This window comes from Bradyrhizobium sp. USDA 4474, assembly GCF_054057515.1.
This window is the reverse complement of sequence record NZ_JBSRZJ010000002.1, coordinates 5,885,189-5,903,905: the sequence shown is the minus strand read 5'-3', so window position 1 is coordinate 5,903,905 and position 18,717 is coordinate 5,885,189. Positions and strand designations below refer to the sequence as shown.

The following is an 18,717-nucleotide window of genomic DNA, read 5'->3' as shown; positions in this document are numbered from 1 at the left end:
AGCCGGGACCCAGAAGGCTACACGCTTCCGCAAAGGGAGATCGGCCCCGGCTCAGCAGCGCACGACTACGTGCTGCGTAGCGTCCGGAGCACGAGACCTCAGCCCTTCGGCGCCTGCTTCTCCGACGCCGTGGCTGGCTTGCCGCCCGCACCGACCACACGCACCGGATCGCCGTCGGACAGGCCATCCGGCGGGGCCGTGATGACGCGGTCATCCGGCGCTATGCCCGAGGCCAGCTCAATCTCCTTGCCGAGATCGCGGGCGATGGTCACCGTCTTGAACTTGACCTTGTCGTCAGCAGCGACGGTTGCGACACGCAGGCCGCTGCCGTTGAAGATCAGGGCGCTGGCGGGAATGCTGAGCGGCGCGGAATCGCGCTGGAGGCTCAGCTTCACGCTGGCGTAGCCACCGGGCATCAGCTCTCCGCTCGAATTGTCGAGGCCGAGCTGCATCCGCGTGGTGCCTGACGCCACGTCCACGGCCTGCGAGGAGGCCTCCACCGTCGCCAGGAATGTCCGGTTCGGATATTCCGGCAGCGAGATGGTAGCCTTGGCGCCGATCTTGATCGCCGGCACGTAGTTCTGGGGCACGTTGACGTAGACGCGCAGCTTGGTGATGTCGGACACCACGAACATCGCCGGTCCCGAGCCGCCGCCGGCATTGATCAGCGCGCCGACATCGGTGTCACGCGAGGTCACCACACCGTCGAACGGCACCGTGATCTTCTTGTAGCCCGCCAAGGCTTCGAGCCGCTCGACATTGGCCTGCCCGGACTTGACCGCGGCGTTCTTGTTGGAGAGATCGGCGCTGCGCTCGTCGATCTCCTGCGCGGAGACGAAGTTGGAGGCGACCAGGGTCTTGCGCCGGTTCAGCGTGGCCTCCGAGAGCCTGGCGCTGGCCTGCAGGCTGGCGAGGTCGGCGCGGGCCTGCAAGAGCTGCTGGTCGAGGTCGGGCGCCTCGATCTCGGCGATCACCTGCCCGGCCTTGACGCGGGCGCCGATGTCGGCGCTCCAGCTTTTGAGATAGCCGGAGACACGGGCGAAGATCGGGGCACGGGAATAGGCCTCGAGCCGGCCCGGCAGGTCGATGGTGGAATTGAGCGCCTTGGCATTGGGCAAGGTCACTGCAACGCTGGGAACGGCCTGGTCGTCGGTCCATTCCTTCAGCTTGGAGTCCTGGTCCTCGCGGGCCCGGATACCGGTGCCGACCACGAGGCCTGCCGCAATCAGCGCCACTACGCTGAAAATGCCCAGTTTCCGGTGCGACACCGGGGAGCGAGTTTCAGTGGGCGACATGCGGAGTCTCCAATGGGGCGGCGGCTTTGGCGCCTTGCTTCTTGTGTACCATACTGAACACCACGGGAACAAACATGAGCGTGGCGAAAGTCGCAAAGATCAGGCCGCCGATGACCGCGCGGCCAAGTGGTGCATTCTGCTCGCCGCCCTCGCCCAGCCCCAACGCCATCGGCGCCATGCCGATGATCATGGCGAGCGCGGTCATCAGCACGGGCCGGAACCGGACGAAGCCGGCTTCCAGCGCGGCCGCGATCGGGTCACCGAGCTCCTCATAGCGCTCGCGGGCGAACGAGATCACCAGCACACTGTTGGCGGTGGCCACGCCCATACACATGATGGCGCCTGTCAACGCGGGCACCGACAGCGTTGTCTGAGTCGTGAACAGCATCCAGACGATGCCGGCGAGCGCAGCGGGCAGCGCAGTGATGATCACGAACGGATCGGACCAGGACTGGAAGTTGACGACGATCAGGAAATAGATCAGCACGACGGCGCCAAGCAGGCCGAACAACAGGCCCGTGAAAGCGCTGTTCATGGTCTGCACCTGGCCGAGCAGCACCACGGACGAGCCCTTCGGCACCTCCTTGGCGGTGTCGGCGATCACCCGGCGAATATCAGCGGCGACCGCGCCGAGATCGCGCCCCGAGGTGGTCGCAAAGATCTGCACCATCGATTGGATGTCGTATTGCGAGACGACCGCGCTCGAGGTCGCACGCTTGATGTCGGCGATACCGCCGAGGATCGGCGACTGCGACGCGCCGGCCGCGGTGATCGGCAGCGTCTGCAACGCGCTGAGCGAATCGATCTGATATTGCGGCGTCTGCATCACGATCGAATAGGACACGCCGTTATCAGGGTTGAGGTAGTAGGTCGGCGCGACCTGCGAGGAGCCTGCGAGATTGACGACGAGACTGTTGGTGACGTCGCGCTCGGTCAGGCCGACATATTGCGCGCGGGTGCGATCGACGTCGATGTTGAAGGTCGGCAGATTCGGCGATTGCTGGATGCGTGCATCGGCAACGCCCGGGATCCGGCGAACCTTGGCGAGCAGCTTGTTGGCGTAGGCAAAATTACCTTCGAGATTGGCGCCGCGGACCTGCAGGTCGATCGGCGCCGGCGCGCCGAAATTCAGGATCTGGCTGACGATGTCAGCCGGCAGGAAGGCGAAGCTGACGCCCGGGAACAGCCGTGGCAGCTGCTCGCGCAGCACCTTCACGTGCTCTTCGGTCGGCTTGTGGCCTTCCCTGAGCTTGATCTGGATATCGCCGTCCTGCGGACCGATCACGCCGGTGTTGTTGTAGGTCATGTTGATGCCGGAGATCGGCATGCCGATGTTGTCGGTCAGCGTCTCGATCTCGCCCGGAATCAGCTTGCGGATCGCCTTCTGCACATCCGCGAGCTGATTGGCCGTCTCCTCGACTCGGGTGCCGACCTGGGTCCGGACATGCATCAGGATGTTGCCGGCATCGACGGCGGGGAAGAAATTGCGCCCAAGGAACGGCACCAGCGCGAAAGACGCACCGACCACGCAGAGGAATCCGATCACGAACACCGCGCGATGGGCCAGCGCCATGCCCAGCAGGCCACGGTAACCGCCGCGGATGCGCTCGAACCGCGCCTCGAAACCGCGCTGGAACCAGACCAGGGGATTGCGCGACTTCGGCGGTTCGCCCCCATGATGAACGTGCGCTTGCAGCAGATAGTTCGCCATGGTCGGCACCAGCGTGCGCGACAGGATGAATGACCAGATCATCGCGAACATCACGGCTTCCGCCATCGGCACGAACAGGAAGCGCGCGACACCGGTAAGGAAGAACATCGGCACGAACACGATGCAGATACAGAGCAGCGAGACGAAGGCCGGCGTCACGATCTGGTTGGCGCCGTCCAGGATCGACTGCTCGACCGGCTTGCCCTGCTCGAGATGGTAATTGATGTTCTCGATGGTCACCGTTGCGTCGTCGACGAGGATGCCGACCGCGAGCGCTAATCCGCCGAGCGTCATGATGTTCAGCGTCTCGCCGATCGCCGACAGCATGACGATGGCACCCAGCACAGACAGCGGGATCGAGACCGCGATGATGAGTGTCGAGCGCCAGCTGCCGAGGAAAAGCAGGATCATGACGCTGGTGAGCAGCGCCGCAATCACGCCTTCGAAGGCGACGCCCTCGATCGCACCGCGCACGAACACCGACTGGTCGCCGATGAAGCCGATCTTCAGCGCGTCCGGCAGCTGATCCTTGACGTCGATCACCTTCTGCTTGATGCCGGCGATGATATCAAGCGTCGAGGTCGCGCCCGCCTTCAGCACCATCATCAGCACCGAGCGGTTGCCGTCGACATGGACGATGTTGGTCTGCGGCGGATTGCCGTCGCGCACCGTGGCGACGTCACGGACATAGACCATCGCACCGTTGACGGTTTTGATCGGTAGATTGCCGAGCTCGTCGATCTTCAGCGGCGAGTTGTTGAGCTGGATGTTGTACTCGAAGCTGCCGATCTTCTGGGTACCGACCGGCGTGATCAGGTTCTGGGCTGCGAGCGCATTGGCGACATCCTGGCCGGATAGCCCGCGGGCCTGCAGCGCGGTCGGGTCGAGATCGATCTGGATCTGGCGCTGCTTGCCGCCGAACGGGTACGGGATCGCGGCGCCCGGCACGGTGACCAGTGGCGTGCGCAGATTGTTGATGCCGATATCGGCGAGGTTCTGCTCGGTGAGTCCGTCGCCCGACAGCGCCACCTGGATGATCGGCACGGTCGAGGCGGAGTAGTTCAGGATCAGCGGCGGAGTCGCGCCCGGCGGCATCTGCTTGATCAGCGTCTGCGAGATCGCCGTGACCTGCGCGTTGGCGGTGCGGATGTCGACATTGGGCTGGAAGAAGATCTTGATGATGCCAAAGCCGTTATAGGAATTGGCGGTGATGTGCTCGATGTCGTTGACGGTCGTGGTCAGCGCGCGCTGGAACGGCGTGGTGATGCGGCCGGACATCTGATCGGGCGGCAGGCCGGTGTATTGCCAGACCACACCGATCACGGGAATCCGGATGTCCGGAAAGATATCGGTCGGCGTGCGCAGCGCCGCCAGCGGTCCGATGATCAGAAGCAGCAGCGCGAGCACGACAAACGTGTAGGGCCGGCTCAGGGCAATACGGACCAGAGCAATCATGCGCCAGGCAATTCCGGGTCGAGCAAGGATGTGGGATCCGCCCCCACGGGGATCCCTTTTTCCCTTTACCCGAGCGCCGCCGGAAACGCCAATCTCTGCCAGCCTGCCTGCATTCACTTCCGTGCTACCGCGGTGCGAAATCGACATCGCAGCTATGCGGCCACGCAACCTATTGCGGGTATGGAACCCAAGTGATGAACAGGCGCCTGAGAAGGCCCGCCCTCAACGCATGAGCCTAAGCGCATCGGAGAAAAACTCCGGACCGCCGAAATTTCCGGACTTTAACGCAAGCAACATGCTGCCTGCATCGGCGCCGACTGCGCGCAAAACGGGTACGCCCGCCGCGATTTCCACCCCCACGAGAAATCCAGGAATTCTCAACCGGTCGACGACGGCGCCAGATGTCTCCCCGCCGGCGACGACCAAGCGTCGTACGCCCGACCTCACAAGGCCTTCTGCAAGATCCGCCATCGCCTGCTCGATGGCGTGACCGGCTGCGTCGCGGCCGTGGCGCGCCTGGACCGCCGCGACGGCCTGAGGCGTGGCGCTCGATGCAATCAGCACGGGGCCCTGAGCCAAGCGCTCCTTCGCCCAGTCCAGCGCGCGCTGCGCCTCATGCCCGCCCGCAAGAATACGGTCAGGCTCGAGACGGAGCACCGGCATGACGCGTTCGGCGTTGGCGATCTGCTGCAGGGTGGCCTGCGAGCAGCTTCCGGCGAGACATGCCACGGCTCCGCCGGCGGCGGCCCCCTGCTCGCCGGCTGTGGCGGCCGACTTGACCTTGCCGCTGGACACCAGCGCTCGCGCCAGCCCAAGGCCGATGCCGGAGGCGCCGACCGACAGCCGGTGCTCGGCGGCGACAAGGCCGATGGTCTCGAGGTCACGGTCGAACACGGCATCGATGATCGCAGCGCCGATGCCCTTGCCTGACAATTCAGCAAGCCGGGTCCGCACGGCCTCCGCGCCACGCGTGAGGGTCGCGAGCTCGACGAGACCGATCGGCGTCTTGCTCTGGCGCGCCAGCACGCGCACCAGGTTGGAATCGTGCATCGGATTGAGCGGATGGTCTTTCAGCGGGCTCTCGTTCAGCGGCACGGCGCCGACGAAGAGATTACCCTGATAGACGGTTCGGCCCGTCTCGGGAAAAGCTGGCGTCACCAGCACGACGGCCTCGCCGCAATCTGCGCGCAGCGCGTCCATCACCGGCCCGATATTGCCCGCATCGGTGGAATCGAAGGTCGAGCAGATCTTGAACAACACATGGCTCGCTCCGCGACCGCGCAGCCATTTTTGTGCCGCACGCGAGCGCGACACCGCGAGCGCCGGCTCGATCGACCGGCTCTTCAGCGACACCACGACGGCATCGACCTCGGGCAGCTTCAGATCGTCGGCGGGCACGCCGATGGTCTGCACCGTGCGGAGGCCGGCGCGCGTCAGCGTGTTGGCGAGATCGGAGGCGCCGGTATAGTCGTCGGCGATGCAGCCCAACGCAAGGGTCATGGCTTCACTCCCGCATAGGGCCTGAACCAGGCGAGACCATCGGTGGTCTTGCCGCGCGGATTGTATTCGCAGCCGACGAAGCCGGCATAGCCGAGCCGGTCGAGCTCTGCGAACAGGAACGGATAGTTCAGCTCCTCGCCATCAGGCTCGTTGCGCGAGGGAATGCTGGCGACCTGGATGTGGCCGATGATCGGCATCATCTCGCGCAGCCGCATCGTGACGTCGCCATGGATGATCCCGCAGTGATAGATGTCGAACTGCAGCTTCAGGTTCGGCAGCCGCAGCTCCTGGATCAAATCGCGCGCGAAGCCGAAATCGTTGAGGAAGTAACCCGGCACATTGCGCGCGTTGATCGGCTCCAGCACGATGTCGATGCCATGCGGCGCAAAGAACTCCGCGGCCCAGGCCACCGATTTGTAGAAGGCCTCGATCGCAACGCGCTCGTTACGGTTGGCGATGCCCGCCATCAAATGCAGCCGCTTCACGCCGGTGGCTTTGGCATAAGGCAGAGCCGTCTCCAGGCTCGCCTTGAGATCGTTGAAGCGCGCCGGCAACGAAGCGAAGCCTTTCTCGCCGGCGTCCCAGTCGCCTGGCGGCAGATTGAACAATGCCTGGGTCAGGCCGTTGCGCTTGAGCCGCTCGCCGACAGCTTCGACCGGATGCTCATAGGGAAACAGATATTCGACCGCGGTGAAGCCGGCCTGTGCGGCGGCATCGAAGCGATCGAGGAACGGCACCTCGGTGAACATCATCGAGAGATTGGCGGCGAAACGGGGCATTGGAGATCCTCTTTACCTGTCGCCGGGAAGCTTCACACCGGTGACCTGCGCATACATCCGCGCCACCGAGGCGTCGTCGTCGCGCCCCATGCCGGCGGCCGATGTCATCAGGAACATCTGCAGCGCTGCGGCCGAGACGGGAACCGGAAATCTGGCGCTGCGCGCCATGTCCTGGATGATGCCGAGATCCTTCACGAAAATTTCGACCGCACTGCGCGGCGTGTAATCGCCCTCGAGTACGTGCGGCATGCGGTTCTCGAACATCCAGGAATTGCCGGCGGACGCGGTGATCACCTCGTAAACCTTGCGGATATCGAGGCCCTGCTTGGCCGCGAACGCCATCGCTTCACTGGCAGCCGCGATGTGCACGCCGGCCAGCAGCTGGTTGATCATCTTGAACGCAGCGCCCTGGCCCGCGGCATCGCCGAGCTCGTAAAGTTTCGCGGCCATCGCATCGAGCGCCGGACGCGCTTTGGCGAAGGCAGCAGCGCTGCCGGAGGCGAGAATTGTCAGCTCACCCTGCGCGGCGCGCTGCGCGCCGCCGGAGATCGGCGCATCCAGGTAATGCCGGCCGGTCGCCTCGAGCTGCTTGGCGAGGCGCCGCGCCACGTCGGGATCCATGGTGGCGGAGGAGATGAAGACGCCATCCTTCGGCAGGGTCTCCGCGATACCATCCCGGCCGAACAGGATTGCTTCGGTCTGGGCGGCATTGACGACGACGCTGACCACGATGTCGGCGCCCTTGGCCGCCTCGGCCGGCGTTGTCGCGCCGGCGCCGCCATCCTTCACGAAACGCGCGACCGCATCGGCCGAAACGTCGCAGCCCGTGACGGCGTGGCCGGCGCGCTTCAGCGAGGTCGCCATGCCATATCCCATCGAGCCGAGCCCGATGACCGCGATGCGCTGGTTTTGTGACGTGGAGGCAGACATGCAACTAACCCTTGCGAACGTTTCCCGACAAGCCGGCCTTTGCGGCGGCTCGTGACCTCGAATAACACGCCTTGGCCGCGCTGCCAAAGCGTGAGACAAACAGGCATGACGGCCATGAGAACTGAAACGAGCAACGAGACAAGGCTGCGCGAGGACATCTGCCGGTTCGGACGGTCCCTGTTCGAGCGCGGGCTGACCCCGGGCTCTTCAGGCAATATCAGCGTCCGCCTGGATGGCGGCGGCTGGCTGGTGACGCCGACCAACGCCTCGCTCGGATTCCTCGATCCCGCCAAGCTGTCACGACTGGATGAGCAGGGCCGGCTGGTTTCGGGCGATGCGCCGACCAAGGAAGTTCCGCTCCACACCGCGCTCTACGACACGCGCGCAAGCGCGCGGGCGATCGTACATCTGCATTCGACACACTCGGTCGCGCTCTCGATGCTGCCCGAGATCGACCCGCGCGCCGCGCTGCCGCCGATGACGGCCTATTATTTGATGAAGTGCGGCGCCACCGCACTCGTGCCGTATTACCGCCCCGGCGATCCTGCGGTCGCCGATGCCATCAAGGGGCTCGCCGGCAGATATTCATCGGTGCTGCTCGCCAATCACGGTCCGGTCGTCGCCGGTGACACGCTGGAAGCGGCCGTGTTCGCGACCGAGGAGCTCGAGGAGACGGCGAAGCTGTATCTGCTGTTGCGCGGGACGAACCCACGTTATCTGTCGCCGGAGCAGGTGGCGGATCTGGTGAAAGTGTTCGGAGTGGCGCTGCCGGAGCATGGACACGAGCATTAGCCCGGCTCCCTCCTCGTTGCGAGCGCAGCGAAGCCATGACGGAGGCAGCTCGCGTCTAGCTACAGCCCCAGATACGCCTTGCGCACGTCGGGATTGCCCTTGATCTCTGCCGATGGTCCCTGCATCAGCACACGACCGGTTTGCAGGATATATGCGCGGTCGGCGATCTCCAGACACTCGGCCATGCGCTGCTCGACGATCAGCACGGTCATGCCGGAGTCCCGGATCAGCTTCACCGCCTGAAAAATCTCATCGACGAGCTTCGGCATGATGCCCTGCGAGGGCTCATCCAGCATCAACAGCCTCGGGCGCGTCATCAGCGCGCGGCCGATCGCGAGCATCTGCTGCTCACCGCCTGAGAGCGTCTCGGCGCGCTGATCGAGACGTTCGGACAGGCGCGGGAACAGCCTGAAAACGAGATCGAGCGGCCCCTCGCGGTCCGCGTCTGCGCGATAGAGATAGCTGCCGAGGCGAAGATTGTCGCGCACCGACAGGCGCGGGAACAGGCGGCGATTCTCCGGCACATAGGCGATGCCGCTGGCGGTGATGTGGTGCTGCGCCATGCCGTTGAGCCGCTTGCCGTCGAAGGTCACGGTGCCCGAGCGCGGACGCTCGGCGCCGGCGATCGATTTGAGCAGCGTCGACTTGCCGGCCCCGTTGGCGCCGGCGACACAAACGATCTCGCCCTTGGTGACCTCGATACTGACCGCGGAGATCGCGACCAGGCCCTGATAGGCCGTCGTGACTTCATGCACCGACAGCATGACGATCTCCCAGATATGCCTTGATCACCTTGGGATCGCGGACGACGTCGGCGGGCTTTCCCTCGACCAGCACCTTGCCGAGGTCGAGCACGATGGCGCGATCGACCAGCGGCATCACGATCTCCATGACATGCTCGACCATCAGAACCGTGATGCCGGCATCGCGCACCTTGCGCACCAGTGCCACGCCGGTCTGCGCCTCGGTCGGCGTCAGGCCGGTGAGGACTTCGTCGAGCAGCAGCAGCTTCGGTTCGGTCGCGAGCGCACGGGCCACTTCGAGGCGACGCTTCTCGGCGGGCACGAGATCGCTCGCAAGCACGTCGGCGCGCGCGGCAAGGCCGGTGAACTCCAGCACCTCATGCGCCTTGCGGCGGGCTTCGCGCATCACGGTGTTGCGCACGAGCGCACCGACGATGACGTTGTCGATCACTGTCATCGTCTCAAAGCTCTTGACCACCTGGAACGTGCGGCCGACGCCACGCTGGCAGCGCTCGGCTGCCGGCAGTCTCGTGACGTCCTCGCCGTCGAACCAGATTGATCCCTGCGTCGGCGGCAACACACCGGCGATGAGATTGAACAGCGTCGATTTTCCGGCGCCGTTGGGGCCGATCAGGCCAACGATCTCGCCGCGGCCGACCGAGATCGAGACGTCGCTGTTGGCAACGAGGCCGCCAAAGCGCTGCCAGACGCCGCGGGTTTCGAGTAGCGCGGTCATCGCGTGGCCCCTTTCGCTTTCGAGCGGGAGAACAGGCTCACGAGCCCCTGCGGCAGAGCCAGCGAGATGGCCACGATCAGCGCGCCATAGACGATGAGATCGACGCCGCGGCCGGAGCCGCCGATGTAGGATCGCGTCAGCTCCGTCATCGGGATCAGGATGGCGGCCCCCAACACCGGCCCCCAGAGGGTGCCGATGCCGCCGAGCACGGCCGGCAGCGCCATCAGCAGCGAGAACTGGAAGCCCATCACGCTTTCAGGGTCGATGTAGGCGAGGAACTGCGCGTAGAAGGCTCCGCCGATGGCCACGAGGAACGCGGACACGGCAGCCGCGCCCATCTTGGAGTTGAAGACGACGACACCCAGGCTCTCAGCCGCTTCCGGATTGTCCTTCACCGCGCGCCACCAAAAGCCCCATTTGGAGTCCTCCAGCCACCAGGTGACGAACCAGGCGAGGCAGCACAGCGCCAGTGCAAAATAGAAATACGGCAGCTTGCTGCGCATGAACTGGAATTTCAGCCAGCTGTCGCCACGTACGGGAATGGTGATGCCCATCGCAGCCCCCGCCCATTCCCAGTTCTGGAACAGCAGCAGCCCGATCTCGGCGATGACGATGGTCGCGATCACGAAGTAATGGCCGCGCAGGCGGAAAAAGGGATAGCCCAGCCCCATCGCGATGACCGCCGCAATGACGCCGCCGGCGAGCATGCCGAACCACGGCAGCACGCCGAACTTCGTGTACAGCAACTCGGTGGCGTAGGCGCCGATGCCGAAATAGAGCGCGTGCCCCAGCGAGATCTGCCCGCAATAGCCGGACAGGATATTCCAGCTCTGCGACAACGCCGCATACATCAGGGTCAGGATCAGGATGTTCTGGATGTACACGTCCTTGACGAACAACGGCGCGAGCGCTGCGAGCCCGGCCAGGACCGCGGCGATGAGGAGGTCGCGGCGGCGCCGCGCGGCAAAATGCTTGTCCATCACATCTGCCCGAACAGGCCGCGCGGCCGGATGAATACGACGAGAAGGTAAACGGCATAGATGCCGACCGACTTCAGCGAAGGCGGCAGCACCAGCGCCGTGGTCGCTTCGACGAGACCCACGACGATGCCCCCGGCAAAAGCACCGAACACGCTGCCGAATCCGCCCAACGCCACCGTGACATAGGCGATCAGTGCAAAGGACGCGCCGACATCGGGGTAGATATAGAAGAAGCTTGCCATGATCGCTCCGGCAAGGCCGACCAGCGCGGCACCGAGCCCCCAGCCGAGCGCGAACACGCGATTCTTGTCGATGCCGACGAGCGCCACCGCGCCGGGATCTTCACGCGTGGCCTCAAGGGCGCGACCGAAATCGGTGCGATTGATGAAGAAGTAGAGCCCGGCAAAGGCCAAAATCGAGACCAGCGCGCCCATCAGCTGCGGCTCGGGCAGGAAGATGCCGGCGACCGAGATCGTCTTGCCGCCGAGCCACGACTGCGGAATGCTGCGGTAATCCGGCGTGAAGAAGAACTGCGCCAGCCCGCGCATCACGATCGCAAGGCCGAAGGTGGAGAAGATCTGCACCATGCCGGCATTGGCCTTGGCCCGCATCGCGAAGCGCACGACCAGCAGATAGACCACGGCGCCGAGCACGAAGAGCGCAGCCGCAACCAGCGGCGCCGACAGCAAGGGATCAATGGCGAAGAACGTGAACAGGAAGAAAGACACGTACATCGCGATCATCAGGAACTCGCCATGGGCGAAGTTGACGACGTCCATCAGGCCGAAGATCAACGCGAGACCGACCGCGATCAGTCCGTAGAGCAGGCCCATCAGCAGGCCGCTTGCGAGACTCTGGATAATGGCTTGGGCTGTCAAATGTTCGTCCCCCGAGATGCGCTCAGAATGAGAGCCGAAGCTACCTCCTCCGTCATTGCGCGGATGCGACGAAGCAATCCAGAGTGTCCGCGCGGATATATTTCTGGATTGCTTCGCTTCGCTCGCAATGACGGCGCAATGAGGCAGCTCGACTGGCCGCCAAGGTGCGCGGTCACTGTTCCGCTTACCTCATCGGCCAGATCGCCTCCGCGATCGCGGCCTGCGGCGGGAAGATGGTGACGAACTTGCCGCCGACATATTGCAGCAGTACCGGGTCGGCGTCGTTGTTCTGGCCCATCTCGTCGAACTTCACGCGCTTCCACGGCATGATGGTCTGCTCGCCCGGAATGTCGGTCGCAGCCAGCGCATCGCGGATCTTCTCGCCGTCGGTCGACTTGGCGCGGTTGATCGCATCAGCGAGGATGATCAGGCCCATGAACTGACGCGAGGTGAGGTCGTTCAAATCCTTGCCCGACTTCGCCTTGAACATGTCGTTGACCTTGCCGACCATCGGGCGCTTCTGGGCGAGGTCAAGCGAGAACGTGCCGCGCGAGATCACGCCTTCGAGCTTGTCGCCGACGGCGTCATAGAGCGCCTTCTCGGAGAAGCCGGCATCCTGCGCCACGATCGCGTTTGGCTTATAGCCGAGTTCGGCCATGGTCTTGACCAGAAGAATGCCGTCGGTGGTGTAGCTCGAGGGCATCAACACGTCGGCGTTGGCGGTCTTGAGCTGCTGCACCTCGGCCGATAGCGACGGCGAGTTGGCGCGGTACTTGATGTCGGAGACGATCTTGTAGCCGCGCTCGCCGGCGATCTTGGCTTGGGCGTTGCCGGAGTCGGTTCCGAAGATGGTGTCCTCGTGGAACAGCGACAGCGTCTCGATCTTGGTCCCCTTCTTCTTCATGGCGTCGAAGAAGTCGAACATCGCGGCCGAGTACATCTCGTCATGCGGCGCGGCGCGGAAGTAATATTTGAGACCGCGGCGATGCAGGCTGGGCGAGGAATTATCGGCCGAGACGAACGGGATCTGGTAGCGCTCGCAGATCTGGCTGACGGTGACCGCGACGGCGCTCTGATAGGTGCCGATGATGGCGCAGACCTTCTCCTGCGTGATCAGGCGCTCGGCTTCCGCACGGCCCTTCTGCGGATCGGCCTGGTGATCGGCGAACACGAGACGAACCTTGGCGCCGCCGAGGCCCGGCAGGCCCTCGCCCTTCGCCAGCGGCAGATCGAAATCACTGTCCTTGTTGATGACCTCGAGCGCGGTTTCGTAGGCCTTCTGGGCATCGACGCCCTGCTGCGCGCTGCCGCCGGAGAAAGGATAGATCACGCCGATCACGACTTCAGAGGTCTGGGCTCTTGCGGCAATCGGCACCAGCGCAGCAGTGGCGGTGGCACCGAGCAGAACGTCGCGGCGAGAGATCGTCATGGCAGAGTCCCCTGTTGCGTATTTTGCGCGTATCGAATGAAGCGATTGATCGAGAGCGTAAAGCCCGAAGAAGCAGCAAACACTGCCTGCTAAATCACGGCCATGTTCCTGTTCTTCAGATCCGTCACCAGCATGAGGCCGGGCGAATGCGTGATTGCGAATGGTACCTTGGCGGCGTTGATCACTGATTGCGGCGTCACGCCGCAGGCCCAGAATACCGGGATCTCGTCATCGCCGACAGCCACGGGATCACCATAGTCGGGCTTGGCGATGTCCTTGATGCCGATCAGATGCGGGTGGCCGAGATGCACGGGCGCGCCGTGAACGGCGGGATAGCGCGAGGTGATCTGCACCGCGCGGATCGCATCGGCCGGCTTGAACGGACGCATCGAGACGACCATGGGGCCGGCAAATGGTCCTGAAGCGCCGCAGGCAATGTTGGTGCGGTACATCGGCACACGCACGTTCTGCTCGATGTGACGGATCGGCATGCCCTCCTCCAGCAACGCCTCCTCGAATGAGAACGAGCAGCCGAGCACGAAGGTGACGAGGTCGTCGCGCCAGTGCTTCCTCACGTCGGTCGGCTCATCGACGACTTCGCCGTCGCGCCAGACGCGGTAGCGTGGCACATCGGTGCGAATGTCGAGATCGGCCCCGAGCGCAGGGATGTGCGGGCTCCCGACATCGGACATGCCGATGATCGGGCACGGCTTCGGATTGAGCTGGCAGAAGCGGTGGAAGGCGCTGGCGTAGTCCGCCGGCAGGATCGCCAGATTGCCCTGGACGAAGCCCGGAGCCACCCCCGCGGTGGAACCAACCTCGCCACCGCGATAGGCGAGCCGCGCCCGGCGACTCGGGAGTGTGTCGGCCGTTTCACTTTGCTGCGCTGCCACAAAAACAGTCATGCGATCGACCTGCCTATGAACTCGACAAGCCTAGCCAACATCAAGCATACTATAAAGTCTAATCGTCCTTTTTAATCGATATCGATAAAGTTGTTTTATCGATCGGGAAAATCCTTCCAATGCTGGACTTCAGATCGATCGAAACATTCCTTTGGGTCGTGAAGCTCGGCAGCTTCCGTGGCGCCGCCGCGCGGCTCAATACGACCCAACCGGCGATCTCCCAGCGCATCGCCCAGCTCGAGCGCGAGATGGGTGTGAAGCTCCTGAACCGCGATCATCGCGTGGCCTCTCCCACTCCGAGCGGCCGGCAGATGATGGTCTATGCCGAGAAGCTGATCGGCCTGCGCGCTCAGATGATGGCCGAGATCGGCGATCGCTCGGCGATGCGCGGCGTCATGCGCCTCGGCGTCGCCGAGACCATCGTGCACACCTGGCTGCCGCAACTGGTGAAGGGCATGAACGAGGTCTATCCGAACCTGTCGCTGGAGATCGAGGTCGACATCACACCGAACCTCACCGCGCGCCTGCTCGCGCAGGAGATCGAGTTGGCCTTCGTGGTCGGACCGCTGTCGGCCTCGGGCGTGCACAACCGCCTGCTCGCCGATTATCCGATCGGCTTTCTCGCCAGCCCGTCTCTCGGGCTCGGCCACGGTCCTGTAACGCCGGCGGATCTCGCGCGGTTTCCGATCATCACCTTTCCGCGCAAGACCAGGCCTTACGAGGTCGTGCGCGAGGTATTCGACCGGCCGGACTTGCCGCCGATCCGGCTGCACGCTTCCGCATCCCTTGCGACCGTGATCCACATGGCGGTGGAAGGACTCGGCATCGCCGTGATCCCCGACGCCATCGTCGAGAAAGAACTCGCCGACGGACGGCTGCAATTGCTCGACACCGATCTGGAAATTGCGCCACTGACATTCACCGCAAGCTGGCTGGCCTCGCCTGATGTCGTGGCGGTGGAGCGCGTCGCCGAGCTTGCCTGTCGGATTGCGCAGAGCAGCCTCGCGGTTGACGCGCCCGCGCTGGCGCGTCATTGAAAAAGGCGCCGGACAAGAGAGAGAACGACCGCATGAGCCGAGCCGCGAGCAACCTGCAAATCGATTCCGCCCGCCTCTGGGGATCCATCCACGAGACCGCGCAATTCGGCGCGACGGCCAAAGGCGGCGTGCGGCGGCTGACGCTGAGCAGCGAAGACAAGCAGGTTCGCGACTGGTTCCGCAAGGCCTGCGAGGACGCCGGCCTCGAAGTGCACACCGACGCGCTCGGCTCGCAATTCGCCCTGCGCAAGGGCCGGGACATGTCGAAGCTGCCCGTCGGCATCGGCTCGCATCTCGACACCCAGCCGACCGGCGGCAAGTATGATGGCATTCTGGGAACGCTCGGCGCGCTCGAAGTGATCCGCACACTCAACGACGCCGGCATCGAGACCGAAGCGCCGATCTGCATCGTCAACTGGACCAACGAGGAAGGCTCGCGCTTCGCGCCGGCGATGATGGCCTCCGCCGCTTACGTCGGCGATTTCACCACCGACGACATCCTCTCGCGCAAGGACATCGAGGGCACCTCCGTCGGCCAGGCGCTGGACAGCATCGGCTATCGCGGCGACAAGCCGGTCGGCTTCCAGAAGCTCGGCTGTTTTGTCGAACTCCACATTGAGCAAGGCCCGATCCTGGAGGCCGAGGGCAAGACCATCGGCGTTGTCGATTCCGGTCAGGGCGTGCTGTGGTACGACGGAAAGATTTCCGGCTTCGAAAGCCATGCGGGCTCGACCCCGATGCCGCTGCGGCGCGATGCGCTGGCGACGTTGTCCGAGATCGTCCTGGCGATGGAAGCCATCGCCAGGACGCACGGGCCGAACGCGGTCGGCACCATCGGCGAGGTCGTGATCGCAAATCCCTCGCGCAATGTCATTCCCGGCGAGATCGCCTTCACGATGGATTGCCGCAGCGCGGACGGCGCGATCATGGATGCACTCGATCGCGACCTGCGCGCGGCCATCGCCGAGATCGCCGCACGCCGCAAGGTCGACGTCAACATCGATCTCGTGTGGCGCAAGCCGCCGACGCATTTCGATCCCAAGCTGATCGCAGCCGTCGAGAACGCCGCGAAGACGCTCGGCTACTCCTCCCGTCGCATCACCTCCGGGGCCGGCCACGACGCCTGCAATCTCAACACCATCATGCCGGCCGCCATGGTGTTCGTGCCCTGCAAGGACGGCATCAGCCATAACGAGCTGGAGGATGCGAAGCAGGGCGACTGCGCCGCGGGAACCAACGTGCTGATGCACACCGTGCTGGCGATCGCCGGCGTCGTATCCTGATTGGAGACAGACATGCGCGGAGTTTTCGTCGACGCCAACGAAGCGCTCGCCGCGATCATGGAAAGGCTGGAGAAGCCAGGCGATCCCAAGGTGCGGATCCACAGGGACCCTGACATCAAGCCCGAGCAATATCCTGAGATTCTCGACGGTGCGGAGATCGCGATCGTCGACCACACCGCGCTGCCGACCGAAATCGCCAGGAAGTGCACGGGCCTCAAGCACGTGGTGTTCCTCGGCACCGGCGCGCGCAGCTACATGAATCCGGAGGAGCTCGCAGAGCTCGGCATTTCCGTGCATCTGATCAAGGGCTATGGCGACACGGCGGTGGCCGAATCCGCGATTGCGCTGATGTGGGCCTCGGCCCGCGTCATCGCCATGATGGACCGCGAGATGCGCACCGGGAACTGGCTGCGCGAGGACGGCATGCAGCTCACCGGCAAGACGCTCGGCCTGATCGGCTTCGGCGGCATCGCCGCCGAGGTCGCGCGCATCGCATCCGGCAGCGGCATGAAGGTGATCGCCTGGAACCGCTCGCCGAAGAGCCATCCGGGCGTCGAATTCACTGATCTCGACACATTGCTGGCGAAGAGCGACGTGGTTTCGTTGCATCTGCTGCTCAACGACGAGACGCGCGGCATGATCACCCGCGAAACAATCGCGAAAATGAAGCCGGGCGTCGTTTTCATCAACACCGCACGCGGCGCCATCGTCGACGAGCAGGCCATGATCGACGCGCTGAAATCAGGCCACATCCGCCATGCCGGCCTTGACGTCTTCAACATCGAGCCGCTGCCGGCAGACCATCCGCTGACCAGGATTCCGAACGTGACGCTGTCGGCGCATTCCGCCTTCCGCACGCCGGAAGCCAGCGAAAACCTGATTGAGGCGGCATGGGTTCATTGTCGCCGGATCGTGAATTCGTAGGGCGTAACCCACCACTGTCTGTTTCGGCGGAGACAGAAGAGGTGGGTTACGGCTTCGCCTAACGCACCCTACGCTCCCCGCCATCGTAAGAGGACAAGAAGAGCAACAACAATGGCCGACTATCGCATCATCAAGGCAGAGCCGCTCACCGACGTTGTCCGCGCCATCGTCAAAGCGGGCGGTTCGACGGACCGCGAGGCCGAGCTCGTGTCTACCAATCTCGTCGAGGCCAATCTCAAAGGACATGACTCCCATGGCGTCGGCATGATCCCGCGCTATGTCCAGAGCGTCGTCAATGGCGGCCTCGCGGTGAACCAGCACGTCAGGATCGTGCTCGACACCGGCCCGCTTCTCACCCTCGATGGCCTCACCGGCTATGGCCAGGTGATCGGCCACGAAGCGATGGTGTTGGCGGCCGAGCGCGCCAAGCGCAACGGCGTGTGCCTCGTCGGCCTTTCGAACGCGCACCATATCGGCCGCATCGGCCATTGGGCCGAGCAATGCATCGACCAGGGCCTCGTCTCGATCCACTTCGTCAACGTGATCTCGCGCCCGATCGTGGCGCCCTGGGGCGGCAGCGATGCGCGCCACGGCACCAACCCGTTCTGCGTCGGCATCCCGCGCCGGGGCAAGGAGCCGATCGTGCTCGACTTCGCCACCAGCAGGATCGCGCAGGGCAAGACCCGAGTCGCCCACAACAAGGGCGTCGAGCTCGAGCCCGGCACCATCATCGACAATGAAGGCAAGCCCACCGTCAATCCACGCTACACCGTCATTCCGCCGCACGGTGCCATCCTGCCGTTCGGCGAGCACAAGGGTTCCGGGCTTGCGCTGGTGTGCGAAATCCTCGGCGGAGCACTCTCCGGCGGACAGGTGGTCAAGGGCCCGTCCGACGGCAAGTACAACGTCCTCAACGGCATGCTCTCGATCGTCATCGATCCGGACAAGCTCGGCACGGGCGAGAACCTCGCGCGCGAAGTCGAGAGTTTTGTTGCCTGGCACACCGGCTCGCCGCCCGGCCCCGGCGTCGACAAGGTGAAGATCGCCGGCGAACCCGAGCGCGAGACCAAGACGAAGCGCCTTGCCGAAGGCATTCCGGTCGACCCGACGACCTGGCAGGAAATTCTGGAAGCTGGAAAGAAGTTCGGGCTGGACCAGGCGACGATCGAAGAGATCGCGGGGTGAACGGAAAGCCAGCGGCGCTCCTCTTCCCTTCTCCCCGTGAGGGAGAAGGTGGCGCGAAGCGCCGGATGAGGGGTTCTCTCGACAACGAATAGCTTCTCGATCGAGAGGTCTGTCTGCGCCGAGAGAGACCCCTCACCCGTCTCGCCGCTATCGCG

General features: G+C 64.3%; 16 protein-coding genes. 5 read left to right on the top strand and 11 right to left on the bottom strand.

Features of this window, described 5'->3' with window-relative positions; translation table 11 throughout:
• Positions 1-98: 98 nt before the first annotated feature.
• The 5 genes from ACVW16_RS29370 to ltnD form a co-directional block, all read right to left on the bottom strand.
• Positions 99-1,295 (bottom strand): efflux RND transporter periplasmic adaptor subunit, encoded by a 1,197-nt coding sequence (locus ACVW16_RS29370; protein ID WP_456702497.1) that lies wholly within the window; start codon positions 1,293-1,295, stop codon positions 99-101.
• Complete coding sequence (locus tag ACVW16_RS29365) at positions 1,282-4,461, bottom strand: efflux RND transporter permease subunit (protein ID WP_456738095.1); 3,180 nt, start codon at positions 4,459-4,461, stop codon at positions 1,282-1,284. The genes ACVW16_RS29370 and ACVW16_RS29365 overlap by 14 nt, the downstream gene beginning before the upstream one ends.
• Before the next feature lie 222 nt (positions 4,462-4,683).
• Complete coding sequence (gene otnK / locus ACVW16_RS29360; protein ID WP_456738094.1) at positions 4,684-5,961, bottom strand: 3-oxo-tetronate kinase; 1,278 nt, start codon at positions 5,959-5,961, stop codon at positions 4,684-4,686.
• Positions 5,958-6,740: a 2-oxo-tetronate isomerase gene (otnI, locus tag ACVW16_RS29355; RefSeq protein ID WP_456702494.1), complete on the bottom strand. Its 783-nt coding sequence runs from the start codon at positions 6,738-6,740 to the stop codon at positions 5,958-5,960. Before otnI ends, otnK begins: the two co-directional genes overlap by 4 nt.
• A 12-nt stretch (positions 6,741-6,752) precedes the next feature.
• Positions 6,753-7,670 (bottom strand): L-threonate dehydrogenase, encoded by a 918-nt coding sequence (gene ltnD / locus ACVW16_RS29350; protein WP_456702493.1) that lies wholly within the window; start codon positions 7,668-7,670, stop codon positions 6,753-6,755.
• Between the two features lie 105 nt (positions 7,671-7,775).
• On the opposite strand from ltnD, the gene otnC reads away from it, so the two are divergent.
• Positions 7,776-8,462: a 3-oxo-tetronate 4-phosphate decarboxylase gene (gene otnC / locus ACVW16_RS29345; protein ID WP_456702492.1), complete on the top strand. Its 687-nt coding sequence runs from the start codon at positions 7,776-7,778 to the stop codon at positions 8,460-8,462.
• Positions 8,463-8,521: 59 nt separating this feature from the next.
• On the opposite strand, the gene ACVW16_RS29340 is transcribed toward otnC, so the two are convergent.
• The 6 genes from ACVW16_RS29340 to ACVW16_RS29315 form a co-directional block, all read right to left on the bottom strand.
• The gene (locus tag ACVW16_RS29340; RefSeq protein ID WP_456738093.1) at positions 8,522-9,226 is read right to left on the bottom strand and encodes an ABC transporter ATP-binding protein; all 705 of its coding nucleotides are present in this window, start codon (positions 9,224-9,226) and stop codon (positions 8,522-8,524) included.
• Complete coding sequence (locus ACVW16_RS29335; protein WP_092229688.1) at positions 9,210-9,941, bottom strand: ABC transporter ATP-binding protein; 732 nt, start codon at positions 9,939-9,941, stop codon at positions 9,210-9,212. Before ACVW16_RS29335 ends, ACVW16_RS29340 begins: the two co-directional genes overlap by 17 nt.
• Positions 9,938-10,921, bottom strand: coding sequence for a branched-chain amino acid ABC transporter permease (locus ACVW16_RS29330; protein WP_456702490.1), 984 nt, complete (start codon positions 10,919-10,921; stop codon positions 9,938-9,940). Before ACVW16_RS29330 ends, ACVW16_RS29335 begins: the two co-directional genes overlap by 4 nt.
• Positions 10,921-11,799 (bottom strand): branched-chain amino acid ABC transporter permease, encoded by an 879-nt coding sequence (locus tag ACVW16_RS29325; protein WP_456702489.1) that lies wholly within the window; start codon positions 11,797-11,799, stop codon positions 10,921-10,923. The genes ACVW16_RS29330 and ACVW16_RS29325 overlap by 1 nt, the downstream gene beginning before the upstream one ends.
• Before the next feature lie 184 nt (positions 11,800-11,983).
• Positions 11,984-13,228: an ABC transporter substrate-binding protein gene (locus tag ACVW16_RS29320; RefSeq protein WP_456738092.1), complete on the bottom strand. Its 1,245-nt coding sequence runs from the start codon at positions 13,226-13,228 to the stop codon at positions 11,984-11,986.
• Between the two features lie 89 nt (positions 13,229-13,317).
• On the bottom strand, positions 13,318-14,133 hold the full coding sequence (locus ACVW16_RS29315) for a putative hydro-lyase (protein WP_456738485.1): 816 nt from the start codon (positions 14,131-14,133) through the stop codon (positions 13,318-13,320).
• A 119-nt stretch (positions 14,134-14,252) separates the two neighbouring features.
• Between ACVW16_RS29315 and ACVW16_RS29310 the strand changes: the two genes are divergently transcribed.
• The 4 genes from ACVW16_RS29310 to ACVW16_RS29295 all read left to right on the top strand — a co-directional run bounded on the left by ACVW16_RS29310 (position 14,253) and on the right by ACVW16_RS29295 (position 18,562).
• On the top strand, positions 14,253-15,170 hold the full coding sequence (locus ACVW16_RS29310; protein WP_456738090.1) for a LysR family transcriptional regulator: 918 nt from the start codon (positions 14,253-14,255) through the stop codon (positions 15,168-15,170).
• Positions 15,171-15,202: 32 nt separating this feature from the next.
• The gene (locus tag ACVW16_RS29305) at positions 15,203-16,453 is read left to right on the top strand and encodes an allantoate amidohydrolase (RefSeq protein WP_456738089.1); all 1,251 of its coding nucleotides are present in this window, start codon (positions 15,203-15,205) and stop codon (positions 16,451-16,453) included.
• 12 nt (positions 16,454-16,465) lie between these two features.
• Positions 16,466-17,377 carry an NAD(P)-dependent oxidoreductase gene (locus ACVW16_RS29300; protein ID WP_456738088.1) on the top strand — a complete coding sequence of 304 codons (912 nt, stop codon included), beginning with the start codon at positions 16,466-16,468 and terminating at the stop codon, positions 17,375-17,377.
• Between the two features lie 111 nt (positions 17,378-17,488).
• The gene (locus ACVW16_RS29295; RefSeq protein WP_456738087.1) at positions 17,489-18,562 is read left to right on the top strand and encodes a malate/lactate/ureidoglycolate dehydrogenase; all 1,074 of its coding nucleotides are present in this window, start codon (positions 17,489-17,491) and stop codon (positions 18,560-18,562) included.
• Positions 18,563-18,717: the final 155 nt, after the last annotated feature.